20 protein-coding genes are annotated in these 26,328 nt (G+C 69.7%); 6 read left to right on the top strand and 14 right to left on the bottom strand.

Annotated features, from left to right (window positions below; genetic code table 11):
* Positions 1–74: 74 nt before the first annotated feature.
* Complete coding sequence (locus tag ACZ5ZX_RS22975) at positions 75–1,136, top strand: hypothetical protein (RefSeq protein WP_465504039.1); 1,062 nt, start codon at positions 75–77, stop codon at positions 1,134–1,136.
* A gap of 494 nt (positions 1,137–1,630) precedes the next feature.
* On the opposite strand, the gene ACZ5ZX_RS22970 is transcribed toward ACZ5ZX_RS22975, so the two are convergent.
* Positions 1,631–2,419: an LLM class flavin-dependent oxidoreductase gene (locus ACZ5ZX_RS22970; RefSeq protein WP_465504038.1), complete on the bottom strand. Its 789-nt coding sequence runs from the start codon at positions 2,417–2,419 to the stop codon at positions 1,631–1,633.
* Between the two features lie 150 nt (positions 2,420–2,569).
* On the opposite strand from ACZ5ZX_RS22970, the gene ACZ5ZX_RS22965 reads away from it, so the two are divergent.
* Positions 2,570–2,881 carry a hypothetical protein gene (locus tag ACZ5ZX_RS22965; RefSeq protein ID WP_465504037.1) on the top strand — a complete coding sequence of 104 codons (312 nt, stop codon included), beginning with the start codon at positions 2,570–2,572 and terminating at the stop codon, positions 2,879–2,881.
* A 176-nt stretch (positions 2,882–3,057) separates the two neighbouring features.
* Positions 3,058–3,390, top strand: coding sequence for a hypothetical protein (locus ACZ5ZX_RS22960; protein ID WP_465504036.1), 333 nt, complete (start codon positions 3,058–3,060; stop codon positions 3,388–3,390).
* Between the two features lie 107 nt (positions 3,391–3,497).
* Here ACZ5ZX_RS22960 and ACZ5ZX_RS22955 read toward each other — a convergent pair whose 3' ends face one another.
* Together ACZ5ZX_RS22955 and ACZ5ZX_RS22950 are read right to left on the bottom strand one after the other, a co-directional pair.
* Positions 3,498–4,961, bottom strand: a complete 1,464-nt coding sequence (locus ACZ5ZX_RS22955; RefSeq protein WP_465504035.1) for a HEAT repeat domain-containing protein — start codon at positions 4,959–4,961, stop codon at positions 3,498–3,500.
* Between the two features lie 86 nt (positions 4,962–5,047).
* A complete protein-coding gene (locus ACZ5ZX_RS22950; RefSeq protein WP_465504034.1) occupies positions 5,048–5,491 on the bottom strand; it encodes a histone-like nucleoid-structuring protein Lsr2 in 444 nt (147 codons plus the stop codon).
* Between the two features lie 179 nt (positions 5,492–5,670).
* On the opposite strand from ACZ5ZX_RS22950, the gene ACZ5ZX_RS22945 reads away from it, so the two are divergent.
* Positions 5,671–6,279, top strand: coding sequence for an SMI1/KNR4 family protein (locus ACZ5ZX_RS22945; RefSeq protein ID WP_465504033.1), 609 nt, complete (start codon positions 5,671–5,673; stop codon positions 6,277–6,279).
* 12 nt (positions 6,280–6,291) lie between these two features.
* Here ACZ5ZX_RS22945 and ACZ5ZX_RS22940 read toward each other — a convergent pair whose 3' ends face one another.
* Positions 6,292–6,708, bottom strand: coding sequence for a winged helix-turn-helix transcriptional regulator (locus ACZ5ZX_RS22940; RefSeq protein WP_465504032.1), 417 nt, complete (start codon positions 6,706–6,708; stop codon positions 6,292–6,294).
* 98 nt (positions 6,709–6,806) lie between these two features.
* Between ACZ5ZX_RS22940 and ACZ5ZX_RS22935 the strand changes: the two genes are divergently transcribed.
* A complete protein-coding gene (locus tag ACZ5ZX_RS22935) occupies positions 6,807–7,697 on the top strand; it encodes an alpha/beta fold hydrolase (protein WP_465504031.1) in 891 nt (296 codons plus the stop codon).
* Positions 7,698–7,714: 17 nt separating this feature from the next.
* Here the strand turns inward: ACZ5ZX_RS22935 and ACZ5ZX_RS22930 are convergent, their stop codons facing one another.
* From ACZ5ZX_RS22930 to ACZ5ZX_RS22910, 5 genes are all read right to left on the bottom strand, one after another.
* Positions 7,715–8,107 carry a GNAT family N-acetyltransferase gene (locus ACZ5ZX_RS22930; protein WP_465504030.1) on the bottom strand — a complete coding sequence of 131 codons (393 nt, stop codon included), beginning with the start codon at positions 8,105–8,107 and terminating at the stop codon, positions 7,715–7,717.
* A gap of 92 nt (positions 8,108–8,199) precedes the next feature.
* Positions 8,200–9,174, bottom strand: a complete 975-nt coding sequence (locus tag ACZ5ZX_RS22925; RefSeq protein ID WP_465504029.1) for a glycine betaine ABC transporter substrate-binding protein — start codon at positions 9,172–9,174, stop codon at positions 8,200–8,202.
* Between the two features lie 27 nt (positions 9,175–9,201).
* Positions 9,202–11,610: an ABC transporter permease subunit gene (locus tag ACZ5ZX_RS22920; protein ID WP_465504028.1), complete on the bottom strand. Its 2,409-nt coding sequence runs from the start codon at positions 11,608–11,610 to the stop codon at positions 9,202–9,204.
* 282 nt (positions 11,611–11,892) lie between these two features.
* Entirely contained in the window at positions 11,893–12,243 is a 351-nt protein-coding gene (locus ACZ5ZX_RS22915; protein ID WP_465504027.1) for a hypothetical protein, read from the bottom strand.
* A 14-nt stretch (positions 12,244–12,257) separates the two neighbouring features.
* The gene (locus tag ACZ5ZX_RS22910) at positions 12,258–12,758 is read right to left on the bottom strand and encodes a TetR/AcrR family transcriptional regulator (RefSeq protein WP_465504026.1); all 501 of its coding nucleotides are present in this window, start codon (positions 12,756–12,758) and stop codon (positions 12,258–12,260) included.
* Positions 12,759–13,239: 481 nt separating this feature from the next.
* Here ACZ5ZX_RS22910 and ACZ5ZX_RS22905 point away from each other — a divergent pair, with 481 nt between their 5' ends.
* A complete protein-coding gene (locus ACZ5ZX_RS22905) occupies positions 13,240–13,662 on the top strand; it encodes a hypothetical protein (RefSeq protein ID WP_465504025.1) in 423 nt (140 codons plus the stop codon).
* Positions 13,663–14,146: 484 nt separating this feature from the next.
* Here ACZ5ZX_RS22905 and ACZ5ZX_RS22900 read toward each other — a convergent pair whose 3' ends face one another.
* The 5 genes from ACZ5ZX_RS22900 to ACZ5ZX_RS22880 are packed head-to-tail and all read right to left on the bottom strand — an operon-like array spanning position 14,147 to position 26,097.
* A complete protein-coding gene (locus ACZ5ZX_RS22900; RefSeq protein WP_465504024.1) occupies positions 14,147–15,082 on the bottom strand; it encodes a TauD/TfdA family dioxygenase in 936 nt (311 codons plus the stop codon).
* On the bottom strand, positions 15,079–16,356 hold the full coding sequence (locus ACZ5ZX_RS22895; RefSeq protein ID WP_465504023.1) for an ATP-grasp domain-containing protein: 1,278 nt from the start codon (positions 16,354–16,356) through the stop codon (positions 15,079–15,081). Before ACZ5ZX_RS22895 ends, ACZ5ZX_RS22900 begins: the two co-directional genes overlap by 4 nt.
* Positions 16,353–17,624: an ATP-grasp domain-containing protein gene (locus ACZ5ZX_RS22890; RefSeq protein ID WP_465504022.1), complete on the bottom strand. Its 1,272-nt coding sequence runs from the start codon at positions 17,622–17,624 to the stop codon at positions 16,353–16,355. Before ACZ5ZX_RS22890 ends, ACZ5ZX_RS22895 begins: the two co-directional genes overlap by 4 nt.
* A complete protein-coding gene (locus tag ACZ5ZX_RS22885) occupies positions 17,621–23,062 on the bottom strand; it encodes a non-ribosomal peptide synthetase/MFS transporter (RefSeq protein WP_465504021.1) in 5,442 nt (1,813 codons plus the stop codon). Before ACZ5ZX_RS22885 ends, ACZ5ZX_RS22890 begins: the two co-directional genes overlap by 4 nt.
* On the bottom strand, positions 23,059–26,097 hold the full coding sequence (locus ACZ5ZX_RS22880; RefSeq protein WP_465504020.1) for a non-ribosomal peptide synthetase: 3,039 nt from the start codon (positions 26,095–26,097) through the stop codon (positions 23,059–23,061). Before ACZ5ZX_RS22880 ends, ACZ5ZX_RS22885 begins: the two co-directional genes overlap by 4 nt.
* Between the last annotated feature and the right edge of the window lie 231 nt (positions 26,098–26,328).

Below are 26,328 nucleotides of genomic sequence, written 5' to 3'. Positions count from 1 at the left end.
CCGGCATCGCCGTCTGCGCGCGCCCCGAACTGGCCGCCACCGAACCGGTGCACAGGCACCGCCACAGCCGCGACGTGGTCTCCGCGCGCCCGATCGCGGTCGCGGCTGACACGCCGGTGATCTGCAGCTCCGGTGGCACGGACCCGGATTTGCTGGCGCACCTGCGCGACAGCGGTCTGCCTGTCGGCACGGACCTGCGCGAGTTCCGCAGCGAAAGAGAATTCGCCGCTCGCGTGACCGAAGCGATGTCCGACGGCCTGCTGATGTCGATGGAGTACCCGCAGCCGACCACGCTGTGCCCGGACGAACGCGCGCTCAAAAGCGCGCAACTCGTCGGCTATTTGAACAACAAAGCCAGCATCACCACGTTGGTCGATCCCCGTTTCCAGGCGCACCGCAGCGTCGTGACGCGCGGGCAACTCGCGGAGGCGGCGCCGGCGGAGAAGTCGTGGGTGCTCAAGGCCGCGACCAACGACGCGCACGGCGGCAGCCTCGATGTCTATCTGCACCGGGCCGACGAGCAGATCACGCTGCCGGCGTTCGCCGAGGTGCTCACCGAGTTCGTCGTCGAGGAATACCTGCAGATCCTGCGTAACTGGGGCCTGCAGTTCTACGTGGGACCGGACGCGCGGGCTCGCCTGCTGGCGGTGACCGAACAACGTGTCGACGCGATCGGGGTCTACGCCGGTGGCAGATTCGGTGCGGTCACCACTCCTCCAGCCGAACTGCTCGCCGAATGCCTGGCGATCACCCAGCGCGCGGCCGACGTCGGTTACCGCGGCCTGTGCAGCCTCGACTGTGCCCAAACCCGGGACGGCCAGCAGGTCGTGCTCGACCTGAACTTCCGGATCACCAGTGGGTCGATCCCGTTGCTGGCGATGCAGTCCGTCCGCCCCGACGCCCTCGACCGCCCCGCCGAGTCCGTGAAGCTGACCGTCGTCGGCGCCCTCACCGACCTGCTCGCCGAGATACGCCCGGCGTTGGCCGCCGGTGGCCTGCTCATCGTCGCCGGTCATGACACCGGCCACACGGACGATCCGATCAGGCAAAGCACCTTGCAACTGCTGGTCCTCGGAGACGACCCCGACGAGGTGACCGCTCGACGCCGTGCGCTGGAAGAGAAAACCGGCCAGTAACGCTCGTCATGGAGCTTGTGCGGGTTGCGGGGCGGTCCGGGTGGGGAAGATTCCGGCCGCTGAACGTCCGGAATCTTCCCCGCTCGGTCGCCGGTCCACCGGTCGTGTTCGGGGCACGAGCTTGATCAGACCAGGCGACGATACCCGCGGAACCACCCTCATCCAGGTCAGGCGTAGGTACACAAATGCGGGCTCTCCTTGAGGGACTCTGAGTCCCTCAGGAGGCCTTCACGGATTTGTGTACCTCCGTCTGACCACCCTATGAGCAGTGATTCGGCGAGCCGTCGAGCGTGTCCATGAAGGGCACAACTCCACCAGTAGGTCGACAAATCAGTGCTCGTCGATGTCGAAGCCCGCGAACGTCAGCTCGCCGCGGTCGGCCCTTCGATCAAGCCGGAGCTGCCCCGTCCTTACCGCGATCCCGGCTCCTATTCCTTCCCGTCCGGCCGATGATCCGGCCTCGCGGTGATCACTCGTAGGACCGGAGGCGTCTCTCAGCGGGACAGTGCGGCGATGAGCGGGCCGGGATCGGGATGCTGCGACGTGCACTGCAGGATGACGGAGGTGGCGCCGGCGGCGGCCAGCTCGTCGATCAGCGCACGGGCGCGGTCGCCAAGGGCGGGTAGGTCCGGTTCGATCTCCGCGAAAACGATGATCTGTGGCGCCGGTCGGCCCGCGGCCTGCGCGGCCTCGGCGGCACGTGCGGCCTCCGAAGCGACGTACTCCGGGTTGACGAGCCCGGCGTCCAGGAGCACTCCGTCTCCCACCTCACCCGCCAGCGCGACGGTCTTCGGCCCCCGCCCGCCGATGATGAGCGGCGGGACCCGCACCGGTGGCCAGTCCAGCGTCACCGCGTCGAGGTTCACATAGCGCCCGGTCACGCTGACGGTCTCGCCGTGCAGCAGCCGCCGGACGGCGCCGGCATGCTCACGCAGCAACGTCATCGGCGACGCGGCACGGGCGCCCACCTGCGCCATCCAGTCGAGCACCCCGTGCCCGACGGCCGGGACGAACCGGCCGGGGAACATCCGCGCCAACGTCGCGATCTCCATGGCGGCCACGGCCGGATTGCGCAGCGGCACCGGCAACAGGCCGATCCCGACCGTGAGCCGCTCGCTCCACGCCAGCGCGGCCGCGGCGCTGGTGAGACCACCTTCGAGAAAGCAGTCCTCCCACAGCCACAACTCGTCGATACCGGCCTCGTCGGCCGCGACGACGGTCTCCCGCAGCTCCTCCGGCGGCGATTGCGGACGGAACACCACACCAACACGAACCTCGGCCATGGTCATCACGCTAGTCCCACCTCTGCTCTGCGCCGCAGGGTGATCAGCTCGCCGTCCCTGCTCGACGAAATCATCGAACCGCGGCGCAAGTGCGGCGAACACTGCCATGATCTAGCCGACATCGGATACCGAGTTCAAGGAGTTTCCCTGATGAACCGGACAATCAAGCTCTTGGGCGTGGGCTCGCTCCTCGTCGCGTGCGCCACTGTCGCGGCACCGGGGGTCGCGACCGCCGCGCCCACCGGATGCTCGTCGGTGTACATCACGAACGGGACCGGCGCGGAGGCCGGCTGCACCGGCGGCACCGGTACCTTCCGGATCAGAATCGACTGCCGGACGCCGGGACAATCCAACACCTATCCGCGCACCGGGAGCTGGGCGCACCCGGGGCTGCAGAAGAGCACCATCTGGTGCTATTCCGGCGACCTGGCGTCCGGCAAGACCATCAACTACAGCACCTGAGCCCGCCGCCGGGTTCCGGAAATAGCGGGAAGGTGTCATTCAGATCCTATCCGCACGCATCCGAACTCAGAAGAAACGGTTCCGGCCGTTCGGGTCCAAAGCCGCTCGGTGGTGACAGCGGTATGACAGCGGCGCTCTTTAATCTTCGGGTTCCGAACCGAAGAACGAGGAGAACAATGGGGAAATCCTTGCTCGCCCTGGCCGCGCTGCCCGTCGCCGGCGTGCTGGCCACCATGGGTGCTGGAGCCGCCTCCGCCACCACCAGCGTGGGCACCGGCCCGGAGGCCGCGGTTCACCAGATGGCGGACTGCGGTCCGATCGGACGGCTGAGCGACAGGGCCACGGGAGTCTGCTACGACGTCGCGTTCCGGGTCGGCGTCCGCTGCCAGTCGACTCGTGGTGATTGGCAGGTCTTCTTCAGCGACTGGACGCAGCCGGGTAACTGGGCGACCGCTTTCTGCCCGGCCGCTTGGGTGGCCGTCAGCGCCGACTACGACCTGCCCGACTGAGCACCGGGTACCTGAAGTGAAGGTGGCCTTTCCTCGTTCGAACGAGGAAAGGCCACCTTCACGACACCGTCTGACGCTCAGCGAGCACCCGGGTTCTGCGGGCCGAGCTAATCGTCCATAGAGGACAGTCGACGGGCGGTCGCTCGCAGTGCTGCGGCAGCGGCGGACCGGACGGCCGGGTGCGGGTCGGCCAAGGCGTCGGCGAGGAGAGAACTCAGGCTGTCGGGAGCGGTTCGGCCCAGAGCTGTCGCGGCGTTGGCGCGGACGCGCGGCCTGGGGTCGCGTAGGGCCTCGGTCAGCAGCGGGAGCGTCTTCTCGTGGGTGATCCGTCCGAGTGCCGCGGCGGCGCGGGACCGGACCACCTCGTCCTCGTCCTCGATCGCGTTGGTCAGCGCCCGGAGATGGCCCGGGTCGGCTTGCCTGCCCATCACCCAGACGAGGACGCGGCGGACGAGCGGGTCGGGATCGTAGTCGGGCAGGTAGTGCTGTGTGCCGATACGGGCGAGGATTCGTCCGGCGAGCTTGCGGACACGCCACTCATCGGTGGTCAGCAGCACCTGCACCACGGTGGGTGCGACCGTGTCGTCGGCCAAGCGAACCAAGCCGGTGAGGGCGGTGTGGACATGCCACCCGTCGCAGGCGGCGGCCAACCGGCCGAGAGCGCGGTGATCGCCGTGCTTGGCCAGCACCCGGAAGGCTCTGGCACGGACGGCGGGATGGACGTCGTCGGCGGCCTTGAGGGCGGCGGGCGTCGCCAGCGGCCCGCCGATCCGGTTCAGTGCCAGCAGAGCACCCTCGCGAACGTCGGGCGAACTGTGGTCGAGCAGCGGCACGATCGCCGGCGCGGCCTCCAGCGCTTCGAGCTTGCCCAGCGCTTCCATCACGGACAGCGCCTGGACGCCGTCGGACTCGCGCAGGACATCGATGAGCGGGCCGGTCGCCTCGGCGACGCGCAGGTTGCCGAGCACTTCCGCCGCCGCGAAGCGGCACGGGCGGCGGTGGCGGAGGTGCTCGATCAGCACCGGAGCGACCCGCGGGTCGCCGGCCCGGCTCAGTGCGCGGGTGATGTCGTGTGCCGCGCTATCAGGTATTCGTCCCAGGGCACCGGCCAGGACGTCCAGCCGTCTCGGGTCGCTGGACTCGGTGATGCGCCGGGCGATTTCGCGGACGGGCCAAGGCCAGTCGCGGTCCGTCTCGTTCAGCAGCGTGACCAGCAGGTCGAACGCCTCGTCCGAGGACTGCGCGGTGAGGCCTTCCAGTGCGGCGTGCACGACGTTGGAGGCGGGGTCGGACAGAGCCCGCACGAGGACGGGCTGATGGGCTGGATCGCGGCCGGAACCAAGGGCTCCGACCGCGATGGCGCGGACCGAGCTGTTCGGATGGGCCGCCAGGGTGGCCAGCCAGGCAGACCCGGCCGGGTCGGGCACAACCGCGTGCGCGTGCTGAGAGAGCGCCTCGTGCGCCTCGATGCGCGCCGCCGTCCGGCATTCTGGATCGGCCGGTTCGAGGTTGGCCAGCCGGGCGACCAACGCATTGCCACCGGCGGTGTCCGAATCTTGGTGCTCGTGCATGACTTTCAGTATGCCCAACGAAGAGCGCTGATCGGATCGATCAGCGCTCTTCGTCTTTTCTGCGGCGGAAAGGTCCGGAAGAGCTGTCAGCTATCCGTCTTCTTCTTTCGCGGCGCGCGCTTGCGTACCGGTTTTGCGGGTGTTTCCTCCACCTGTGCCGGTTCCGCGTCTTCGAGCGATCCGGCGTTGTCGAACGCTTCATAGATCTCGTTCGGGATACGCCCACGCTCGGCGATCGCGTAGCCATTCGCCGACGCCCAGGCCCGGACCTGCTGGTTACGCTCACGATCGGTCGATGTCGTCGCGCGGTTGTGCCCAGCCGTGGACTGGCCCGCCGCGACGCGGAGCTTACGTCCGCCCGTGCGGGTACCCGCTGCGATGTAACGCTCCAGCTCATCACGCAGCGCCTGAGCGTTCTCGTCGGAGAGGTCGATCTCGTATTGCACTCCGTCGAGCCCGAAGGGCACCGTCTGGGTCGCCTCACCGCCATCGAGGTCATCGATGATCTCGACACTGACTTTCTGAGCCATCAAACACAGCCTTTCAGCACCTCGAGCGACGCCCCTACGCGTCGCCGAACTTCCCGGAGCCTAACGGCTCGCCGCAGGAGACACAGTCGTCACCGCACGAGTTCGTTTGAGCGGCGCGGAATTCCGCCCGTAACCGTCCTTTCAGGGCAGCAGGCAGGCCGACCGTTATGGTTGCGCATATGCGGGCAGTGGACTGGAACGAGATACGGGATCGGACCGTCGCGTTGAGCAAGCGGCTCGGATTCGGCGGCCCGCGTTTCCCGGAGGTCTTGACCGAGACCCAGGTGCGCCAGGCCGAAGCACAGTTCGGTCTCGAATTCCCCGAGGACTATCGCCAGTACCTGCTGCGGGTCAGCGCGGGCGGCCGGGTGCGGACCCTGCGCTCCGACGGTTCGCGCTGGGATTGGGAAGGTGCGCGGTACAAGGACCACGACACGCTTCATATCCCTTTTCCGGCCCGCGACAGCGCACCGGTGATCATCGAGGAGGAGAACGACGAGCGGGTCCCTGGGGCCGTCTTTCTCAACGACAACGGCTGCGGCCTCTACACGCTGCTCGTGGTCAGCGGACCGCTGCGAGGAACCATGTGGTTCGACGGACGTGCGACGGCCGATCGCTTGAACCCGTTACTCAACGACGACCGCCGACCCGCGACGTTCACGGAGTGGTACCTGGACTGGCTCACCCACGAGGAGGCGTTGACGACGCCTGAACAGCGCCACGCCGCCTTCCGGCGTTGGGACGCGGGCGTGGACACGCCGATCTGGTATCGGTGGTACGACGCGTAATGCGCGACCACTTCACCGTCTTTCGGCGGGGCCGGCTTGGGCGTCGCTGATCGCGTTGGTGCGGTCGATCTGGGCCATATGGTCCTCGGCCCATGCTCGCAGCGCCGCCAGCGGGACCTCGAGCGACGAGCCCAGCTCGGTGAGCCGGTAATGCACGCGTGGCGGCACGGTGGGCTCCACCCGGCGGGCGACGAGGCCGTCGCGGGTCAAGCTGTGCAGGGTCACCGACAGCATCTTCTGTGAGACACCAGGCATCCGTCGCCGCAACTCGGCGAAACGCACCTCGTCCGGGGCCGCCTCCGCGAGGACCTTGACCGCCATCGACGTCCATTTCGTGCCGATGCGGTCCAGCAGACGGCGGGTCGGGCACTCGGGATCGAACAGATCACCGCGCCCGCTTTCCGCCGAGCGCACCGGCTGGGAGGTCACCTGGAGCTCACCACCTGTGGGAAAGGTGCCGTCTTGGCGGCACAACCGAAGTTACCTATCGTTTCCTGATAACCAATGGTAACCACCTCGGAGGCGACGTGCCCGGCACACCACCCGCGACCACTTCTCCACGGCACGAAGCCGACATCGTGCTCCGGCGGATCACCACCAACGGCATCCAAGCCAACGTCGCTGTCACCGGAACCGGGCCGGCGGTCCTGCTGCTGCACGGCTTCCCGCACACCTGGCGGCTCTGGACCGAGATCATCGGCCCGCTCGCCGAGCACCACCGGGTCATCGCCCCGGATCTGCGCGGGCTCGGGGCGAGCACGCGCGCGGCGGAGGGCTACGACGCGGGCACGCTGGCCGCCGACGCCGAAGGAATCCTCGACGCACTGGCCGAACCCACGGCGGCCGTCGTCGCCATCGACGCCGGCACCCCGGCCGCCTTCCTGCTCGCCATGCGGCGGCCGGACCTGGTGCGGCGACTCGTCGTGATGGAGTCCCTCCTGGGTCCGCTGCCCGGCGCCGAGGACTTCCTCGCCGACGGCCCGCCGTGGTGGTTCGGGTTCCACGCCGTTCCCGGTCTGGCCGAAACAGTCCTGATCGGACACGAGGCGGAGTACCTCGACTGGTTCCTCGCCGCAGGCACCCACGGTCGCGGTGTACCACCGGATATCCGCGACGCCTTCGCCCACGCCTACACCGGACACGACGCCCTGCGCTGCGCCTTCTCCCACTACCGCGCCCTACCGGCCAGCGCGCGTCAAATCAGCGAAGCCACGGCAGCTGACCGGCTCACCGTGCCCACCATGGCGATCGGCTCCCACCCGGTCGGCCGCGCGCTGGAACAACAGTTGCGCCCCGTCACCGACGACCTCACTGGTCACCTCGTCCAGGATTGCGGCCACATCATTCCGCTGGACCGGCCCCAGGAACTGCTCCGCCTCCTGACCCCTTTCCTTGCCACCGACCAGCCCGCCGGATGACGGGACCGGACACTTCCTCAAGCGCCGTCGTCAAAACGGACGAAGGAGCGCAGCGTGCCGGACCCGTAGTCGCGGATCTCGCGGTAGCCGAGGCTCTCGTAAAAGGCGCGTTGGCCCGGTTCGTCGTCGGTCAGCAGGACCTTCTGCCGCACCGTGCGATAGCGGTCCAGCACCGCGGTCACCAGAGCGCGGCCGATCCCCCGGCGTTGCTCGGCCGGGTGCACGAGCACGTCTTGCAGGTAGCAGATGGTCGCCCCGTCGGACAACGCGCGAGCGAGGCCGACCAGCCTCCCGCTCTGGCGCGCGGTCACCACGTAGGACGCTCCGGCCACCCCGGCCTGCAGCAGGCCGGGCGAGTCGGTGTAGACCGACCAGCCCACCGCCTCGTAGAGGGCCAGCAACTCGTCCACTGGTATCCCTGACTCCGGTCCGATCACAAGCTCGGTTTCGTCCACCCGACGATCCTGACACAGCGACCGCGGCCCGGCCGGAGCTGGACGGTTCAGCTGATGAAGCCCGCCGACTTGAGCCAGTCGCGGGCGACCGTGGCGGGCTTCTGGCCGTCGACGCTGACCTTCTTGTTCAGGTCCGTGAGCGTCGCGGTGTCGAGCTTCGCGGCGATCGGCGTGAAGACCTGCTCCAGCTGCGGATATTTCTGGGCGAGCGGGGTGGCGATCGTGATCGCGGGGTTGTACGTCGGGAAGAAGTGCTTGTCGTCCTCGAGCACGGTGAGGTGCTGCGCGGCCACCCGCCCGTCGGTGGAGGCGACCGAGCCGAAACCGCAGGGCTCTCCCTTGCCGACGCTCGGGTAGACGACGGCGTCGTTGAGCAGGTGCAGCTGCGGGTCGGGCAGGGCGAACCCGTAGGCCTTCGCCAAGCCGGGGAAACCGTCGTCCCGGCTCTTGAACTCCGGGCCCATACAGGTCGAGGCCGCGGCCGGATCCCGCTTCACCAGGGCCGCGTAGTCGGACAGCGTCTTGACACCGGTCCGGGCCAGTGTCGCCGGGTTGCCCGCGAGGGCGTAGGTGTCGTTGGCAGGCGAGCGTGCCCACCAGGTGACGCCGTTGGCGGTGTCGGCTTGTTTGACCGCGTCGTACTGTGCCTGCGGATCGCTGATCGGCTTGGTCTGGTTGAGGTAGCTGATCCACGCGGTGCCGGTGTATTCCCAATACAAATCGACCGCGCCGCTGGTGAGCGCTTGGCGGACGTTGCTCGAACCGGTGATGTTGGTCTTGTCCTGCGGGCTCGCCCCGGCCGCCTGCAGTGCGACAAGGGCGATCTGGCCGAGCAGCAGCTGCTCGTCGAACTCCTTGGAGCTGACCCGGATCTGGACACCGTTCAGCGCGTCGATCTTCTGGATGGATCCCGCCCCCACCTGGGCGCCGGTCTCGTCCTTGCCGATCGTGCAGCCTGCCGCGAGCACCGCTGCCGCGACGAACACGAGCGCGGCGGCGGTCGTGCGCTGGAGCATCCGCATGGTTGGTCCTCCTTGAAGTCGGTCGAGCTACGTTCCGCGCGGATGCAGGAACTCCTCGGCGACCAGCCCCAGCCAGTCGACGAAGAGCGCCAGCACGGCGACGATGATGCCGAAGGTCAAGCTCAGGATCGGGCGGTACAGCCCGATGCCGGCGACCAGCCCGCCACCGAGACCACCGCCGTCGATGAACGTCGCCAGTGTCGCGCTCGCGACGGTGAGTACCAGCGCGGTCCGGATCCCGGCGAGAATCACCGGGACCGCCAGCGGCAGTTCGATCCGCCACAGGATGGCCGTCTTGCCCATGCCCATACCGCGCGCGGCGTCGACGAGCGTCGGGTCGACGCCGTCGAGTCCGACGATCGTGTTGCGCAGCACCGGCAAGGTCGCGTAGACGACGAGTGCCGTCACCGCTGTCGCGGTGCCCGTGCCCATCCAGAGCGCGAGCAGCACGACGAGCCCGATCGACGGGATCGCCTGGCCGAGGTTGCCCAGTCCCAGGCCGATGGGCCGGGCCCAGCGGGCACCGGCGCGGGTGAGCAGGATGCCGAGCGGGAGGGCGATGGCGATGGTGCACGCCGTCGAGATCAGGGTGAGCCGCAGATGCGCGCCCAGTTCGGTGAAGATCTCGCCGGCGTTGAGAAAGCGCTGTTCGATCGAGTCGATCGGGTGCGCCCGCACGATCAGGAAAAGCGCCAGCAGGACGAGGGTCAGCAGAACCGGGCGCACCAGCAGCCCGAGCCGGCGGCGGTGCGGCCGCGCGGGCACCGTGACCGGCGCCTCCTCCGCGTCCGGGATCGCGGATGCGGGTGCCTCCCCGGCGGGCCCCTCTCCGGAAAGCCTGAGCGCCGCGAGGAGGCTGGGCACATCGCACACCCCCAGCGGCTGTGCGGTGCCGTCCTCGGTGACCATGACCGCGGTGCTGCCGGTCCGCACCATCACGTCCAAGACGTCCCGCAGGGTGGCGTCAGGCCGGACCGGAGGCAGGCCGTCCGGCCCGGCCGCTGACCGGAGGTCCAGGTCACCCACCCGGATCAGCGCGAGCCGCTTCAGGTTCCGCTTCGAGCCGACGAAACTCGCGACGTAGTCGTCCGCCGGCGCGGCGAGGATCGCCTGGGGCGTGTCGTACTGAGCGATCACCGACCGCGGCCGCAGCACGGCGATCCGGTCGCCGACCTTCAGCGCCTCGTCGAAGTCGTGCGTGACGAACACGATCGTCTTGCGCACTTCCCGTTGCAGGCGAAGCAATTCGTCCTGCAGCCGGGCGCGCGTGATCGGGTCGGTGGAGCCGAACGGCTCGTCCATCAGCATGACCGGCGGGTCCGCGGCCATCGCGCGCGCCACACCGGCGCGCTGCTGCTGGCCACCGGAAAGCTCACGCGGGTACCGGACGCCGTGCTCGCGGGTCAAGCCGACGACGTCGAGCAACTCGCGCACGCGGTCGGCGATGCGCCGCCGGGTCCAGCCGAGCAGCCTCGGCACCACGCCGATGTTGGCGTCCACTCGCAGATGCGGGAAAAGCCCGACCTGCTGGATGACGTAGCCGGTGTTGCGCCGGTGTTCGTCGAGATCGAGCGCCGACACGTCGGTGCCGCCGATCGTGACGACGCCCGCGGTGGGCTCGACGAGCCGGTTGATCATCCGCATGGTCGTCGTCTTGCCGCACCCCGACGGACCGGTCAGCACGACGATTTCACCCGCGGGGATGCGCATCGTCAGGTTTTCGACCGCCGGTACCGCTCGTCCGGGGTAGCGCTTGCTGACGTTGCGCAGCTCGATCGTCTCACCGCCCATTCCGGCCGCTCCCCCGGCCGTCGCCGGGGCCGCCGCTCGCCGGATGCGGGGACGCCGCCGTGTGGTCAGCTTGCCGATCACCACGAAGGCCAGGTCGAACAGCAGCGCCAGCACCATGATCCCGAGCGTTCCGGTGAGGACCTGGTTCAGCGAATTGACCGAGCCGAACCGGCCGAGCCCGTCGAAGATCTCGTTGCCGAGGCCGGGGCCCTTGACGTACGCGCCGATGGCCGCGATACCGATCGTGATCTGCGTCGAGACCCGGATGCCGGAAAGGATCACCGGCCAGGCGAGCGGCAGGCGCACGCGAAACAGCAGCCTCGCGCGGCCGAACCCCATCCCGCGCGCCGCGTCCACCACGGCCGGATCGACGCCACGGAGCCCGACGATCGTGTTGCGCGTGATCGGCAGAAGGGCGTAGAGCACCAGTGCGCACAGGACATTCGTCAACCCCAGCCCGAACGGGCCGATCAGGATGCCCAGCAGCGCGATCGACGGGATGGTCAGGAACGCCGCTGTCGTCGTGGTCGCCATCGCGCCGAGCCACCGGCGCCGGTAGGTGAGCAGACCGATCGCCATTCCGACCAGTACGGCCAGTGCCATCGCCGCCAGGGTGAGATCCACGTGCAGGATCGCGTCGTTCACGACGTCGATCCAGTTCTCTCGGAGGTACTCCGACAGGCTCAGGTTGCCGCTCCTCGACGTCGCAGGGCAGAAAACAGCCGATCCCGCCACTTCGGCCGTGTCTCAGCCCAACACGTCCGCGGGGCTCCTGTCCACAGCTCGGCGTAAAGATTCGGGTTGACTCGCCCCCGCGAACCGATGCAGGCGTCGGGCACGACCGGGGCGAGAGAATCCGGGTGGCCGACGTCGTTCGCGCCGTAGGTCCGCTCGGAAGTGAGCTGGGAGAATACCGGTTTGCCTCTTTCAGCGTAGGGCGTTCTCGACCAACGCGACGGTCGCGCGGGGGTCATCGACTTGGAGGACCAGGCGGGCGTAGCGCTCGTCGGCGAGTTCGATCACGACGGCCTTCGACGGATCCTTGACATCCCAGAAGATCTTCTCGCCGTCGAGGTGGAACGTGCCCGCCGTGATCACGCCGGGCAGATGGGCGCCCGGCGCCCGGATTCCCTTGGGATCGGCGGCGATGCCGGGGTCCTCGGTCGCGCCGCGGACGTTGGCCAGCGGGATGGTCAGGCTGCTCTTGAAAGCCCAGAGCTTGTCGAGACCCTCGATCACGACGACGAGGTCGTCGCCGTCGATGTGGACCAGTGCCATGTCGGTTTTCCTTTTCAGTCAAGAGGATCGAGTCGTCGGGTCAGCGCGGCGCCGACGCCGTCGGGGTTGCCGCGCAGGAGGATGCCCAGTGCGGCGGACGTGAGGGCGGCGGCCAGGGCGAGGGGAATGCCGAGCGCGTCGGCGATCGCCTGGTCGACGGAGGCGAACGCGGCGGCCACCTCGGCGGCCACCTCCTCGTCGACCGGTGCCCGTTCGACCGCCGCGAGCACCAGCAGCCCGAGGTCGGCCGAGGTGACCAGCCGCAGCGCGGTCGCGGCATCCGTCGCCGCGGCGAGCGCTTCGGCCAAGGGGCGGACGTCGTCGGCGAGATGGCGGCGCAGCGCGACCAGATAGAGGCCGCGCTTGCTGCCGAACGTCTTGTAGAGGCTGTTGCGGTGCACGCCGAGGTGGGTGACGAGGTCGTCGATGGACACCCCGTCGTACGCGCGGCCACCGAACAATCCCACGGCGGCGCGCACCGCCTTGTCCTCGTCGAACGCTCTTGGCCTGCCCATGACCCGACCGTAGAGCATTAAGGAACGATCAGTCAAGAACGACCGTTCCTTAACGGCCCTGACACCCCGTCATGCTGTCCACAGTCCTTGGGGGACAAGGCAAACGCGCCCGGATCCCGCACTCGGGTGTTCCGGCCCCGAGCACGTGAGTTCCGCCTTCAAGCACGCGAGTGCCGTGCCACGTCACCCAGAGCTTCAGACAGTGGGCGGATGCCGCGAAAGCACGACACGGCAGGAACACCGCTGCCCAGTCTCGATATCCAGCCCTTGACGAAGTGGATCTACCCTGCCAAGCTGATGTGACAGTTGCAGACGAAGTGTCACAGGCCGGTCCACTGGGGTTCACCGGCCGTGGCGAATCAGCATCCGGCGCCTGAAGAAACCGAAAGCGACCGGTGATCAAGGCTTCGATGGCGAGCTTCGAGACCGTCAGCACCGGATAACGCCTCACCAAAACGAGACCGATCAGCAGGGAGTGACAATGCAGAAAGTGAAGTCGAAAATGAGTACAGCAGTGCGGATCCGCAAGGTATTCGTGGGGGCGGCCATGGTGGCCGCGGCCTGCGGCGGCACTGTGCTCACGGCACCGGCGGCGTCCGCGCACGACGCGTCGGTGCCCGTGAACCATTGCGGGGTTTACCCCCAGTTGGCCTCGCAGTGCGGTTATGGAGGCGTCACGAACAACCACACCCGCGCCTACTCCTGCGACACCTACAGCGACGGGATCGGCGTCCGCACCGAGTTCACCCTTCGCAACGGCACGCCGGGGCACGTGGATGACGCGAACGGCACCGACAAGGGCTGCAGCGCCGTCATTCCGGGAACATCGTCCAATCCGATCGTCTCTTTCCGCGTCTGCCAGAAATCGAACGTGTGGTTCTGCACCCGCTGGAGCCCCGTGTGATCCGCTTTCACCGGAGATGAACAGAACCGCCGCGTTTTTCGTTGCGGGTCAAGCCTGAGCGGTCGGCCGAACGACGATCTCGCTCACGTCGACATCGGAGGGCTGGCCGATCGCAAAGGCGATGGCAGTGGCCACGGCGGCCGCGGGAATCGCGATCCGATCGCGGGTTTCCGTGATGTGCCGTCGGACTTGCTCGTTGGACGACGCCTCGGCGAACGCCGGTGTCGCCGCTGTGCCGCTACTGCTCTAGCCACAACCAAGCGGCCGAAGAACTGTTCCCCCACCTCACCACGGCCGGAAACCGGCGACCGAACTTCGCCCGCTGGGTCTTCACCGAACCGGTGGCCGAGTTCACCTAAACCGCGTTCGACGTCACCGGACAACCCGAGCAGACGCTCGTGATCTACGCGGACAGCGGGAAAATCGATGAGGCCCGGGACCGCGACGGCTAGCACTGGGCCGTCGCGGTCGAACCCGAGCCGGGTCACGTCATCGCGACCAGGGTCCGCCGTGTGCCCGTGAAGGGTTCGCGTCCGTGGGCCATCAGCATGTTGTTGATCACCATGATGTCACCCGGCTGCCACGGGAACGCGTAGCTGACCTCGTCGTAGGCCGCCTTGATCGTGGCCAGGTCCGCCAGTGGAATCGGTGAGCCGTCGGCGAAGTACGCGTTGCGGGGCAGGTCTTCCTCGGGGTACAGCTCCAGCAGCGCCTCGCTGACCTCCTCCCCCAGACTCGACACGTGGAACAGGTTGGCCTGGTTGAACCACACCGTCGCGCCGGTGTGCGGTTCCGCGACGAAGGACGGGCGGACGTGCCGCGTGCGCAGGCCCTCGTCGGTCCACTCGTAGGTCTGCCCGTTGCCGGTGCAGTAATCCGCCACCGCCTGACGGTCTTCGGTCTGGAACGCCTCCTGCCAGGTCAGCCCGAGTCCTTCGCGGAACGCCCTGGTGTAGGTGACGCCGCCCGCGAACCGCTCGCGCAGGTCCGCCGGCAGCAGGCGGTACATCGCGCGGCTGTCGGCGATCGGTGTCGCGCCGCCGGTCTCGGCCGCCTTGTCGCACAAGAAGAACAGGCGGTCCGGCCAGTGCGCCGAGTACGAGTTCTCGTTGTGCATCGGGATCGACTCGGCGGGCGGGTACTCCGTCGAGGTGTAGATGTTGCCCGACACCGCCGATCGCGGCGTCGACCGTTCCGTGTAGGTCAGCAGCGAGCCGCCGATCTCCTCGGTGACCTGGTTGAACACCGTCAGGTCGGCAGGCATGCCGCGCAGCAGGATCGCGCCGTGCTCGCGCAGCCTGTCCTGCAGCGCTTCCCGGTGCGCGCGCACCCAGTCCAGGCCGGTGGCCGCGTACACGGTGATCTTCGTGTGTTCGTTGCCCTCGACGGTGCCGGGGTTCGCCGCGAGTTCGGCGGTCATGACTCCTCCAGTTCGAATCGGATCAGCTTGGCGGCCTCGGCGTGCAGCGCGGCGAGGTCTTCGGTGTCGGCGAATCCCGCGGCGAGGACGTTCACCGCGTAGATCTCCTGGTCGTCGGTGAGCAGCTGGCCGGGGCGCACGATCGTGACGACCTCCAGGACCTCGGGCAGCTCGGCGACCTCGTCGGTGCCCTCGACGCGGACCAGCCGACCGGTGCCCTCGGCGTAGAAGATCAGGTAGCCCACCGGCACCGGCAGGCCCGCACCTCGCGCGGGCGGCGGTGTGCCCAGTGCGAGCGACACGGCCTCGGCGGTGACGTCGATGCCGGTCGCGAGCTTCAGCAGCACGGGCTGGGCGCCGCCTGCCGGGCGGCCCGCGTTCACCTCGACGATCACCGGGCCCAGCTCGGCGTCGTCGATCAGCTCCACATGCGCGCAGGTGCTGTCCAGGCCCAACGCGAGCACGGCCGCTGTGGCCGCCGCGAACAACCGCCCAGTGTCCTCTTCGGACAGTTCGAGTGGCGGGCAGACCATGCCCAGCTCGAATTTGCGCTCGTCGATCAGCGGCTTGTCCACCACGGCCACCGGCTCCGCGACGCCGTCGCGTACCAGGACGTCGACCGCGTACTCCGGCCCGCGCAGCAGACCTTCCACGAGGAACACCTTCAGCGGGTCGATCGGCGCCGGTCCGCCACCGACGGGCCGGTGGTACCGGGCATCCTCCGACAGCGGCAACCGCTCCGCCAGCAGCCGGTACGCCGCCGCCAGATCGTCCACAGTGGACACCGTGCGCACGAGGTTACTCGCCGCCCCGTTGACCGGTTTGACGATCGCCGGCAGCCCGACCGCCGAAGCCACCGACGCCGCCTCGTCCGCCGACGAGATCAGCGCGCAGCGCGGCCCCGGCAATCCGGCCGCGGCCAGCGCCTGCCGGACCGCGAACTTGTTGTGCGTCAGGGTGAACACCGACGCCGGGCAGCGCGCGACACCGAGCAGTTCGGCCGCGCGGGCGACGCTCGCGATGATCCCCTCGGCGGCGGTCACCACCCCGGCCGGACCGGCGTCCCGCGCCCGGATGGCCTCGGCGACGGCTTCGGCGTCACGGACGTCGTCGACGACGACGAAGCCGTCCACCAGGTCCGCCAGCTGTGCCTGCTCGGCCGGTTCCAGGGGCTGGGTGACCAGCTCGGCCCGCAACCCGCTCGCGCGCACGGCGGCCACGACGTCGGCGATCCACTGCCCGGCGGTCTCCCGGACCACGAACGCGGTGTTCACACGTCCTCCAGTTCCAGCCGGACGAGCTTGCTCGCTTCGGCGTGCAGGGCGGCGAGGTCGTCGTGATCGGCGAATCCGGCCACGACGAGGTTGACCGCGTAGGTCTCCTGTTCGTCGGTGAGCACCTCTCCCGGCGAGACGGTGGTGACGACGTCGATCACCTCGGGCAGTTCGGCGATCTCGTCGAGTCCGCCGATGCTTCTCAACCGGCCCGAACCGGCCGCGTAGAGGATCAGCATGCCCAGCGGGATCGGCAGTTTCGCGGGTTCCCGCACCGGCGGCGCAGCGCCCACGGCGAGTGCCGCCAGCTCGGCGAACACGTCGATGCCGGTGCGCAGCTTCGCCAGCAGCGGCATGATCGACCCAGCGGGCCTGCCCGCGTTGACCTCGACGATCGTCGGGCCGCGGTCGGCGTCGTCGATCAGCTCGACGTGGGCGCAGGTGCTGTCGAGCCCCAGTGCGGTCACCGCCGCGACCGCCGCCGCGGTGACCAGTCCGGCCCGGTCGCCGGTGAGCCCGGCGGGCGGGCACGACAGCGCCAGCTCGAACTTCCGCTCGTCGATCAGCGGTTTGTCGAGGATCTCGACCGGCTCGGCCACCCCGTCACGGATCAGCACGTCCACCGCGTACTCCGGACCGGACAGGAATCCTTCGACGAGGAACGTCGCCGAAGGATTCACTGTCCCCAGTGGACGGTGGTAGCGCGGATCCGCGGACTCGGGCAACCGCGCTGCCAGCAGTTCGTACGCGGCCGCCAGCTCGTCCACTGTGGACACGGTCCGGACGAGGTTGCTGCCCGCCCCGTTGACCGGTTTGACGATCGCCGGGAACCCGACCGCCGAAGCCACCGAAGCCGCCTCGTCCGCCGACGAGATCAGGGCATAGGCGGGTCCGGGCAGCCCGGCCGCGGCGAGGGCCTCCCGGACCGCGAACTTGTTCGCGCACAAGGCGAACACCGACGCCGGGCAGCGCGCCACCCCGAGCAGTTCCGCGGCGCGGGCGGTGCTCGCGATAGCGCCGTCGGAGCCGGTGAAGATCCCGGCCAGCGCACCGCCGTCGATCTCCCGGACCTTCGCCGCGACGGCTTCCGGGTCGTGGACGTCGTCGAGCGCGACGACGTCGTCCACCACTCCGTCCAGCGCCGCCCGCCCGGCCGCGTCCATCGGCGGGGCGAGCAGCACCACGCGGTGCCCGGCCGCCCGCATCGCCGGGGCGACCTCGCCGACCCAGTGCCCGCGGGCCTCCCTGACCAGCACTGCCGTACTCATGCGGCTTCCTTCCCGGCGAGCTTGCGCTCCCGTTCCTGCGCCCCGACCAGGTCGTCGGGCAGCGAATCGGGCACCTCGGTGTCGAACCGGCGCAGCAGCCGCAGCGAGAACCCGCCCACGTTGATCAGCAGCAGGATCAGCGCGAAGACGACGTAGGCGAGCCCGATGCCCCGGGTCTCGCCGGTGCCGAGCACGGCGCCGACCGACCCGGTCAGCGCGCCACCCGGCGCCAGCAGCGGCGAGAACCAGCCGACGGCCAGCGGCGCCAGCACGGCGAACCCGATCGGCAGTGTCGACCACGTGATCGTCTGGTTGATCGCGAACACCCGGCCGTGGAACCGTTGCGGCACCTTGACCTGCACCAGCGTGGCGTAGATGCCCTGTGACACCGACATCGCGGCGGCGAGGAGGAACACCCCGGCCGCGACGACGATCAGCGACGGCCGCAGGCCCATCACCAGGCTGCCGAGCGCGATCCCGACGTTGCCGACGAGCACGCCGACCATCCGCCGGTGCCGCGGGCCGCCCCACAGCGCCATCCCGATCCCGCCCACCACCGCGCCGACGGCCTCCGCGAGTGCCACCTGTGCGACATCGGTGACCGAACCGAACGACAGCACGAGCGGCGAGAGCAACACCAGCGCGGGGGCGAGGAAGACGTTCGCCAGCGCGAAGTACAGCAGCATCGTGCGGAAGCCCCGGTGGTTCCACGAGTACCGCAGCCCGCCCGCGATCGCGGTCAGCAGCGGTTCGCGCGGGCGCCAGCCCATCAGATCGGGGAAGCGCACCAGCAGCAGGCCCACGATCGCGAACGCGTAGCTCGCCATGTCCAGGATCAGGATGCCGGACAGCTGGATCGTCGCCAGCAGCCCGGCCGCGATCACCGGCATCAGCAGCTGGGCGAACCCGGTGGACAGCTGCGCCAGCCCCATCGCGTGCCCGAGGTACTGCTTCGGCACCAGCTGCGCCACCGACGACTGATAGGCGATGCGCTGGAACGAAGCGGCCACCGACCCGAGCGGGATCAGCACGTAGAACAACCACAGCTGGACGTGCCCGGTGATCAGCAGCAACGCCAAGAGCAGCTGGATCCCGCCCGCGACACCACTGGCCGCGATCATGATCCGCCGCCGGTCACCGCGGTCGACCAAGGCGCCCGCCACCGGCAGGACGAGCACGCCGAACAGCAGCGCGAGCGCCCACAACAGGCCGAGGTCGGCGACCGAGCCCGTGCGGGTGTAGAGCCAGATCGGTACCGCGAACGACGTCAGCGCCGAGCCGGTCGAGGACACCAGCTGCCCGATCGTGATCGTGACGAACCGGGCCATACTCGGCCGCACCGCGGGTTTTTCGTCCACAGAGGACTGGTGGGTCTCGTGCACCGCCCAGCCCGCGTCCTCGCCGCGGACCCGGACGTCGAGTTCGCCGGGATCGTCCAGCGCCGGGTGCACGCGCGTGACGATCTCCGCGAGTTCGTCGGCCCGGTAGCGCAGGAAGAAGTGCCCGGCCCGGTCGAGCACCACGAGCCCGGTGGTGTCGGTGAGGAACTCCCATTCCCGGTACCGCTCGGCGTAGTAGTCGGTGACCGGGTCTTCGGAGCCGACCACCGACACGATCGGCGCGCGCAGTTTGGCCACCCGGGCGTCGAGCAGGCCGCTGAAGTACTCCTCGGCGGCGCGGCTGTCGGCGCGCATGTTCGTGATGATCCGGTCGGCCTGCGCCGGGTCGAGGTCGTCGGTGTCGACGCCCATGCCCTTGAGCCAGTTCGAGTAGTACCGGTTGCTGCGCAGCTTCTCCAGCCGGGTGCGCAGCGCGCCCACCGGCCCCTTCATCCGGGCGAACGGGAAGATCGCGCCGATGTAGACGACCTCCAGCTCGCGGCCGCGCTCTTCGAGCAGCCGGGCGACGCCGACGGCGAGCGCGTTGCCGACCCCGCAGTGGCCGTAGATGGCCAGCGGGCCGTCGACGCGGTCGAGGATCTCGTCGGCCAGCCGTTCGACCAGGTCGTCGAAGGGCAGGGCCTCTTCGGTCAGTCCGACGTCGTGGCCGGGGATGGCGACCGAGTAGAGCGAGTAGCCCTCCGGAAGCGCGTCGGCCAGCGGCTGGTAGACGATCGCGCTGCCGCCGCCGTAAGGGAAGCAGACGTAGGTCAGCGTCCGTTGCTTTGCCGGCTTGGTCAGCTCGTACAGCAGATGACGCGGCCGGTCGGGGGTGTCGTCGTCCATGAAGGACGCCAGCTCGCGGATCGTGCGGTGCTGGAACAGGTCCATGACACCGACCTGGCCGGCGTCCGCCTTGCCGATCCGCGCCACCACCTGGGTGGCCAGCATCGAATGGCCGCCGAGGTCGAAGAAGTCGTCGTCGACGCCCAGTTCGTCCACTTTGAGCACGTCGCGCCAGATCTCGGCCAGCAGGATCTCGACCGGGGTCGACGGCGCGACCAGCTCCTTGGTCGCGTCCCGGGACGCGACCGGGGCGGGCAGTGCTTTGCGGTCGAGCTTGCCGTTCGGGGTGAGCGGCAGCTCGTCGAGCGCGACGAACGACGGCGGGACCATGTAGTCCGGGAGGCTCTGCTTGAGCGCCGTCCGCAGCGCGCCGGGCTCGGCGTCACCGACGACGTACCCGACCAGCCGCTTGTCCCCCGGCGTGTCCTCGCGGACGATCACGGCGGCGTCGCGCACCCCTGGCTGGGCGCGCAAGGTCGTCTCGATCTCCCCCAGCTCGATGCGCAGGCCGCGCAGCTTGACCTGGTGGTCGATCCGGCCGAGGAAGGCGATCGTCCCGTCCGGGCGCCAGTGCGCGAGGTCGCCGGTACGGTACATCCGTCCACTGTGGAACGGATCGGGCACGAACCGTTCGGCCGTCAGCTCCGGGCGGTTGTGGTATCCCAGGGCCAGGCCGACGCCGGCGATGTGCAGCTCACCGGGCACCCCGGCCGGACAAGGCCGCCCCGCGCGGTCGAGGACGTAGATCCGGATGTTCTGGATCGGCGCCCCGATCGGCACCGACGCGACCTCGGCGAGCGCGGCGGGCGTGCAGTGCCAGGAGGTGACGTCGATGGCGGCCTCGGTCGGGCCGTAGAGATTGTGCAGCTCGCAGTCCGGCAACCGCCGGGTGAACTCGCGAGCGGCGTCGAGCGGCAGTTCCTCACCGCTGCACACGACCCGTTGCAGCGCCGTGCAGGTCTCGACGCCTTGCTCGGCCAGGAAAAGCGTGAGCATCGACGGCACGAAATGCGCGGTGGTGATGCCTTCGGACGCCAGCAGCTCACGCAGGTAGGCCGCGTCCTTGTGACCGCCCGGTTCGGCGAGCACGAGCCGCGCGCCGGTGATCAGCGGCCAGAAGAACTCCCAGACCGACACGTCGAAACCGGCCGGAGTCTTCTGCAGCACCGAATCGGTGCCGTCGAGGCGGTACGCGCGCTGCATCCAGTCGAGCCGGTTGACGATGCCGCGGTGACCGTTGGGCACGCCCTTCGGCTGCCCCGTGGAGCCCGAGGTGTAGATGACGTACGCCGGGTCGTCCGGTCCGGCGAGCGGGTCGGGCGGAGTGCTCGGCTGTCCGGCCGTCTCGGCAAGGTCGTCAGGATTGTCTAGAACTATGACGGTCGCGTCACCCGGCGGCAGCGTTTCGCGCAACGCCGCCTGCGTCAGCACGACGGGCGCGGCCGCGTCCCGCAGCATGAACGCCAGCCGGTCGGCCGGGTACTCCGGGTCGAGCGGGACGTACGCGCCCCCGGCTTTCAGCACGCCGAGGAGCGCGACGACCAGCTCGAACGACCGCTCCGCGAACACCCCGGTGAGCACGCCCGGCCCGACGCCGAGGCCACGCAGCCGGTGCGCGAGGCGGTTGGCCCGTTCGTCCAGCTCGCGATAGGTCAGCGACGCGCCGCGGAAGGTCACCGCGGGCGCGTCCGGCGTCCGGGCGGCCTGCTCCTCGACGAGCGCGTGCAACGTGGTCTGCGGGAACTCGGCCGTCGTGGCGTTCCAGCGCTCCAGGACGAGTTCGCGCTGCGCCGCGTCGAGGATGTCCACTTCGGACAGCCGCCGGTCCGGGGCGGCGACGATCGAGCGCAGCAGCGTGACCAGCCGCCCGGCTATCCCGGCGACGGTGTCTCCGGTGAACAGCGCGGTGTTGTAGACGAGCTTGCCGATCAGCCCGCTTTCGATCTCGATCGCGTGGAACTCGAAGTCGAACCGGGTCGCGGGCAGGTCCATCGGCAGCCAGCGGAAGTCCACTTCGGACTTCCCCGCCGCGCCCATCCGGCCCATTTCGTAGTTCTGCAGCACGAACATCGCTTGGAACACTGGTGAGCGGCTGACGTCGCGGGGTACGCCGAGGGCGTTCACCAGCCGCTCGAACGGGACGTCGGCGTGGTCGAACGCGTCCAGCACATGCCGCCGGGTGCGGTCGAGCAGTTCGGCGAACGTCGGATCGCCCGCCAGCTGGGCACGCAGGGGCAGCATGTTGATGAACATGCCCGCCACGCCCTCCAGCTCGGGCAGGCCGCGCCCGGCCGACGACGAGCCGATCGCGAAGTCCTCCTGGCCCGAGTACCGCGCCAGCAGCACCTGGTAGGCGGCCAGCAGGGTCATGAAAAGCGTGACTCCGTGCCCCCGGCTCAGCTCGCCGAGAGCACGGGCGAGGTCGCGCTCGACGAAGAACTCGTGGATCGCGCCGTCGAAGCTCTGCTTGGCGGGCCGGGGCCGGTCGGTGGGCAGCTCCAGGGGCTCGACCCCGGCGAGCTGCGCCTTCCAGTGCTCCAGCTGCCGGTCGAGTTCGCCGCCGGTGAGCGTGCGGCGCTGCCAGTGCGCGAAGTCGCCGTAACCGATGCCCAAAGCGGGCAGCTCGGCCGTGCCGCCGGTGCTCAGGGCGTGGTACTGCGCGGCGAGGTCACGCAGCAGCAGGTCGACCGACCAGCCGTCGCCCACGATGTGGTGCGTGCAGAGGACGAGCAGGTGCTCCTCGTCGGACACCCGGGCCAGCGTCGCCCGCAGCAGCGGGCCCGTGGCCAGGTCGAACGTCTCGGCCGCGGCGGCGTCGACGGCGGCACGGGCGGCTTCCTCGCTTCCCGCGTCCACTATGGACAGAGGAACCTGGACCGTGGGTTCGATGTGGACGGTCGGCTGTCCGTCGTCTCCGGCGGGGAAACGCATCCGCAGTGCTTCGTGCCGCACCGGCAAGGTGTCCAATGCGGACTGAAGCGCGGCGGCGTCGAGCCTGCCGGTCAGCCGGATCGGCACCGGGATGTGGTACGACCCGGTGCCCGGCGCGAACTGCTCCATGAACCAGACGCGTTCCTGCTGATACGAGAGCGGGACGACGGCGTCGGCAGGGCGCGGTGTGATCGTCGCGGCCTTTTCCGTGCGCCGTCGCAGCCGCTGTTCGAGCAGGGCGCGACGCGCGGCCGCGCTGCTGGTCTCGTCGATCGTGGTCATGAGGGCTCGCTTTCGGCCAGTTGGCGCTGGACCTCTTCGTCGCTGAGCTGGTCGAGGTCTTCGGCGAGCCGCCGCTCGATCTCGGCGGCGAGCCCGGCGACGGTGGTGAGGGTGAACAGCCCCCGCACCGGGATGTCGACCTCGATCTGTTTGCGGAGCCGGGCCATCGCGCGGATCGCCAGCAGCGAGTTGCCGCCGCGAGCGAAGAAGTCGTCGTGCGCGCCGAGGTCGTCGACCCCGAGCAGCTCGCCGAGCACCTCGGCGACGAGTTCTTCGGCCGCGGTCCGAGGCGCGACGTACGCCGGCGCCTCGCCGGGTTCCGGATCCGGCAGCGCGGCCCGGTCGAGCTTGCCGCTGGCCGCCATCGGCAGCGCGTCGAGCGGCACGAACCTGGTCGGCACCAGGTAGTCCGGCAACGTCTTCCGCAGGGCCTCGGCCGCGCCTTCGGTGCTGCCGACGACGTAGCCGACGAGTGTGTCGCCGCGGACCGCCACGGCCGCGTCCCGCACCTCCGGCAGTTCGCGCAGCGCCGCTTCGACCTCGCCGGGTTCGATGCGGTAGCCGCGCAGCTTCACCTGCTCGTCGATACGGCCGAGGTAGTCGAGCGTGCCGTCGCGGCGCCAGCGGGCGAGGTCGCCGGTGGCGTACATCCGGCCGGACGGGCCATCCACGAACTTCTCGGCGGTCATCTCCGGCAGCCCGAGGTAGCCGCGAGCGAGCTGCGCTCCGGCGATGTACAGCTCGCCCGGGACGCCCGGCGGCACTGGCCGCCGCCGCTCGTCGAGGACGTACACGCGGGTGCCGGGCACCGGACGGCCGATCGGGACGGCTCCGGACGGCAACTGGTCCCCGGGTTCGATCCGGTGCACGACGCAGCCGACCGTGGCCTCGGTCGGGCCGTACTCGTTGACGACGAGCGTGCCGGGGTGCCGCTCCCGCCACGGTTGCACGGCCTCGGCCGTCAGCGCTTCGCCACCGAGGACCAGCTCACCCGTCGGGAACAGCTCCTCGGCGAGGACGGCGAGATGGGTCGGGGTCGCCTTGACGAACGTCGGGCGGCCGCCGTCGACCACCGCGCCTCCGGCGGTGAGGGTGCCAAGCAGGGTCGTCACGGTGAGGTCGAACGACGGCGACGTGTGCAGCAACGCCCGTCCGGCCAGACCGGGGTATGCCTCACGTGCCCACGCCAGGTAGGTGTCGACAGCGCGATGCTCGACCTCGACGCCCTTGGGCCGCCCGGTCGAGCCCGACGTGTAGATGACATAGGCGACGTCGCCCGGTCCGGCCGCCGGTTCCGGGTCCTCGGTGGCCGCGGTGGGCCACTCGGCCGGGTCGTCCAGGGCCAGCGTCTTGGTGTCCACTGTGGACTCTCCGGCGACCAGTACGTACGGGACCCCCGCGTCGGCGAGGATCAGCGCCTGCCGAGGGGCCGGGTTGGCCGGGTCGAGCGGGACGTAGGCCGCGCCGCTCTTCAGCACCCCGAGCACGCCGGTCAGCAGGTCCGCCGAGTTCGGCACGCAGACGCCGACGACGGTGCCGGGACCGGCGCCCAGCTCGCGCAGCCGGTGGGCGACGCGATTGGCTCGCGCGTTCAGCTCGGCGTAGGTGAGGCGGACCCCGCCGAAGTCGACGGCGGGCGCGTCCGGCGTCCGCCACACCTGGGCTTCGAACCGGGCGTGCACGGTGGTCACGTCCGAAGTGGACAGGTCCGTCGGGTTCCAGCCGGTCAGTACCAGCTCACGCTCGGCGTCCGACAGCAGTGGCAGGTCCGCGATCGGCTGGGCCGGATCGGCGACCGCCGCGGTCAGCAGCCGCACGTATCGCTCGGCGACGGCTTCGGCGGTCTCGCGGTCGAACAGGTCGGTGCGGTAGACGAGCCTGCCGTCCACGGTGGTCAGGTCGATCGCGATGTCGTCCTTCGCGGTGACCGAGCGGATCGGCTCCAGCCCCGAATCGGGCAGGAAGTTGAACCCGAGCTGATACAGCGCCTGCACGCCGGGGTCGCGCTCGGCCACGACCGCCTCGGCGACCGCCTGGAACGGCACCTGGCTGTGGTCGATCGCCTCCAGCAGCGTGGTCCGGACCCGGCCGACCAGCTCGGTGAACGCGGGCGCGCCCGAGCAGTCGACGCGCACGGCCATCTGGTTGACGAACATGCCGATCAGCTCGGCCAGCTCCGGCAGGTCACGGCCCGCGACCGGGACGCCGACGACGATGTCGTCCACTCTGGACAGTCGCGAAAGGAGTGCCGTGTAGCCGGCCAACAGCACCATGAACGGCGAAGCCGACAGTTCCCTGCTCAGCTCGCCGACCCGGTCGATCAGTCCGTCCGGGAGGGCGAAGTCCACCTGGTCACCGGCGAAGGTCAGCTCCGACGGCCGCGGCCGGTCGGTGGGCAGGCCGTGCACCGGCGGCAGCCCGGCGAGCTGCTTCCGCCAGTAGTCCAGCTGTTCGCTGGAGGCTTCGAGCTGACCGCGCTGCCAGGCCGAGTAGTCCGGGTACTGGATGGCCAGCTCGGGCAGCTTCGGCTCGCGGCCCTCGAACACGGCGTCGCACGCCTCGCTCAGCTCGGCCTGGAGCACCAGCACCGAGCCGGCGTCGAACACGGTGTGGTGCACGACGAACGTGAGCACCCACTCGTCGTCGGCCAGGCGGCACAGCTGTGCCCGCCACGGCGGCAGCGAGTCGAGCGGGATGGCGCCGCGAGAGACGGCGGCGACGAGTTCGGCGAGCCGGTCTGCGCGGACGTCGGCGGGCAGGTCCCGCAGGTCGTGCACCGCGGGCTCGATCGGCACCTCGGCGTGCACCACCTGCATGAGCGCGCCGCCGTCCATGCGGAACGACGTGCGCAGCGCCTCGTGCCGCCCGACGATGACGCCGAGCGCGGTACGCCACTGGTCGGCGGTCAGCGGGCGGTCCAGCCGGGCCTGGCAGTGCAGGTTGTACACCGGGGAGGCCGGGTCGAGCTGGCCGGACAGCCAGATCCGTTCCTGCCCGAACGAGGCCGGGAACGTCCATTCCTTCGTGTCGCTCATGATTTCCTGTTCTCAGTGTCTGGTGGTGAACCCGCGTCCGCGAGGGGTAAGGCAACGGTGGCGTGGCGGGGGATAGTGGCGGGGTGAAGGCTCCCTTCGCCGCGTCTGATGCGACGAAGGGAGCCTTCGGCCCAGGTTCCGGCGCACCGGTCGTGGGGTGGGGGTGTGGGTGGTGTGCGCCGAGGCCCACCACCGCCCCCCCGGCCCGCCGCGGGTTGGGGTAACGCACGA

The sequence above is a fragment of the Amycolatopsis sp. NPDC033938 genome (assembly GCF_055575975.1).
The sequence above is the reverse complement of the archived record's forward strand: the minus strand, read 5'-3'. Positions and strand labels throughout refer to the sequence as shown.

Bases quoted from the DNA above. Each gene is read 5' to 3' on its own strand.
- ACZ5ZX_RS22950 (WP_465504034.1), bottom strand. From the start codon at position 5,491: ATGGCTCAGAAAGTCAGTGTCGAGATCATCGATGACCTCGATGGCGGT.
- ACZ5ZX_RS22900 (WP_465504024.1), bottom strand. From the start codon at position 15,082: ATGACCGCCGAACTCGCGGCGAACCCCGGCACCGTCGAGGGCAACGAA.
- ACZ5ZX_RS22890 (WP_465504022.1), bottom strand. From the start codon at position 17,624: ATGAGTACGGCAGTGCTGGTCAGGGAGGCCCGCGGGCACTGGGTCGGC.
- ACZ5ZX_RS22970 (WP_465504038.1), bottom strand. From the start codon at position 2,419: ATGGCCGAGGTTCGTGTTGGTGTGGTGTTCCGTCCGCAATCGCCGCCG.
- ACZ5ZX_RS22955 (WP_465504035.1), bottom strand. From the start codon at position 4,961: ATGCACGAGCACCAAGATTCGGACACCGCCGGTGGCAATGCGTTGGTC.
- ACZ5ZX_RS22960 (WP_465504036.1), top strand. From the start codon at position 3,058: ATGGGGAAATCCTTGCTCGCCCTGGCCGCGCTGCCCGTCGCCGGCGTG.
- ACZ5ZX_RS22905 (WP_465504025.1), top strand. From the start codon at position 13,240: ATGCAGAAAGTGAAGTCGAAAATGAGTACAGCAGTGCGGATCCGCAAG.
- ACZ5ZX_RS22885 (WP_465504021.1), bottom strand. From the start codon at position 23,062: ATGACCACGATCGACGAGACCAGCAGCGCGGCCGCGCGTCGCGCCCTG.
- ACZ5ZX_RS22910 (WP_465504026.1), bottom strand. From the start codon at position 12,758: ATGGGCAGGCCAAGAGCGTTCGACGAGGACAAGGCGGTGCGCGCCGCC.
- ACZ5ZX_RS22925 (WP_465504029.1), bottom strand. From the start codon at position 9,174: ATGCGGATGCTCCAGCGCACGACCGCCGCCGCGCTCGTGTTCGTCGCG.
- ACZ5ZX_RS22965 (WP_465504037.1), top strand. From the start codon at position 2,570: ATGAACCGGACAATCAAGCTCTTGGGCGTGGGCTCGCTCCTCGTCGCG.
- ACZ5ZX_RS22915 (WP_465504027.1), bottom strand. From the start codon at position 12,243: ATGGCACTGGTCCACATCGACGGCGACGACCTCGTCGTCGTGATCGAG.
- ACZ5ZX_RS22880 (WP_465504020.1), bottom strand. From the start codon at position 26,097: ATGAGCGACACGAAGGAATGGACGTTCCCGGCCTCGTTCGGGCAGGAA.
- ACZ5ZX_RS22945 (WP_465504033.1), top strand. From the start codon at position 5,671: ATGCGGGCAGTGGACTGGAACGAGATACGGGATCGGACCGTCGCGTTG.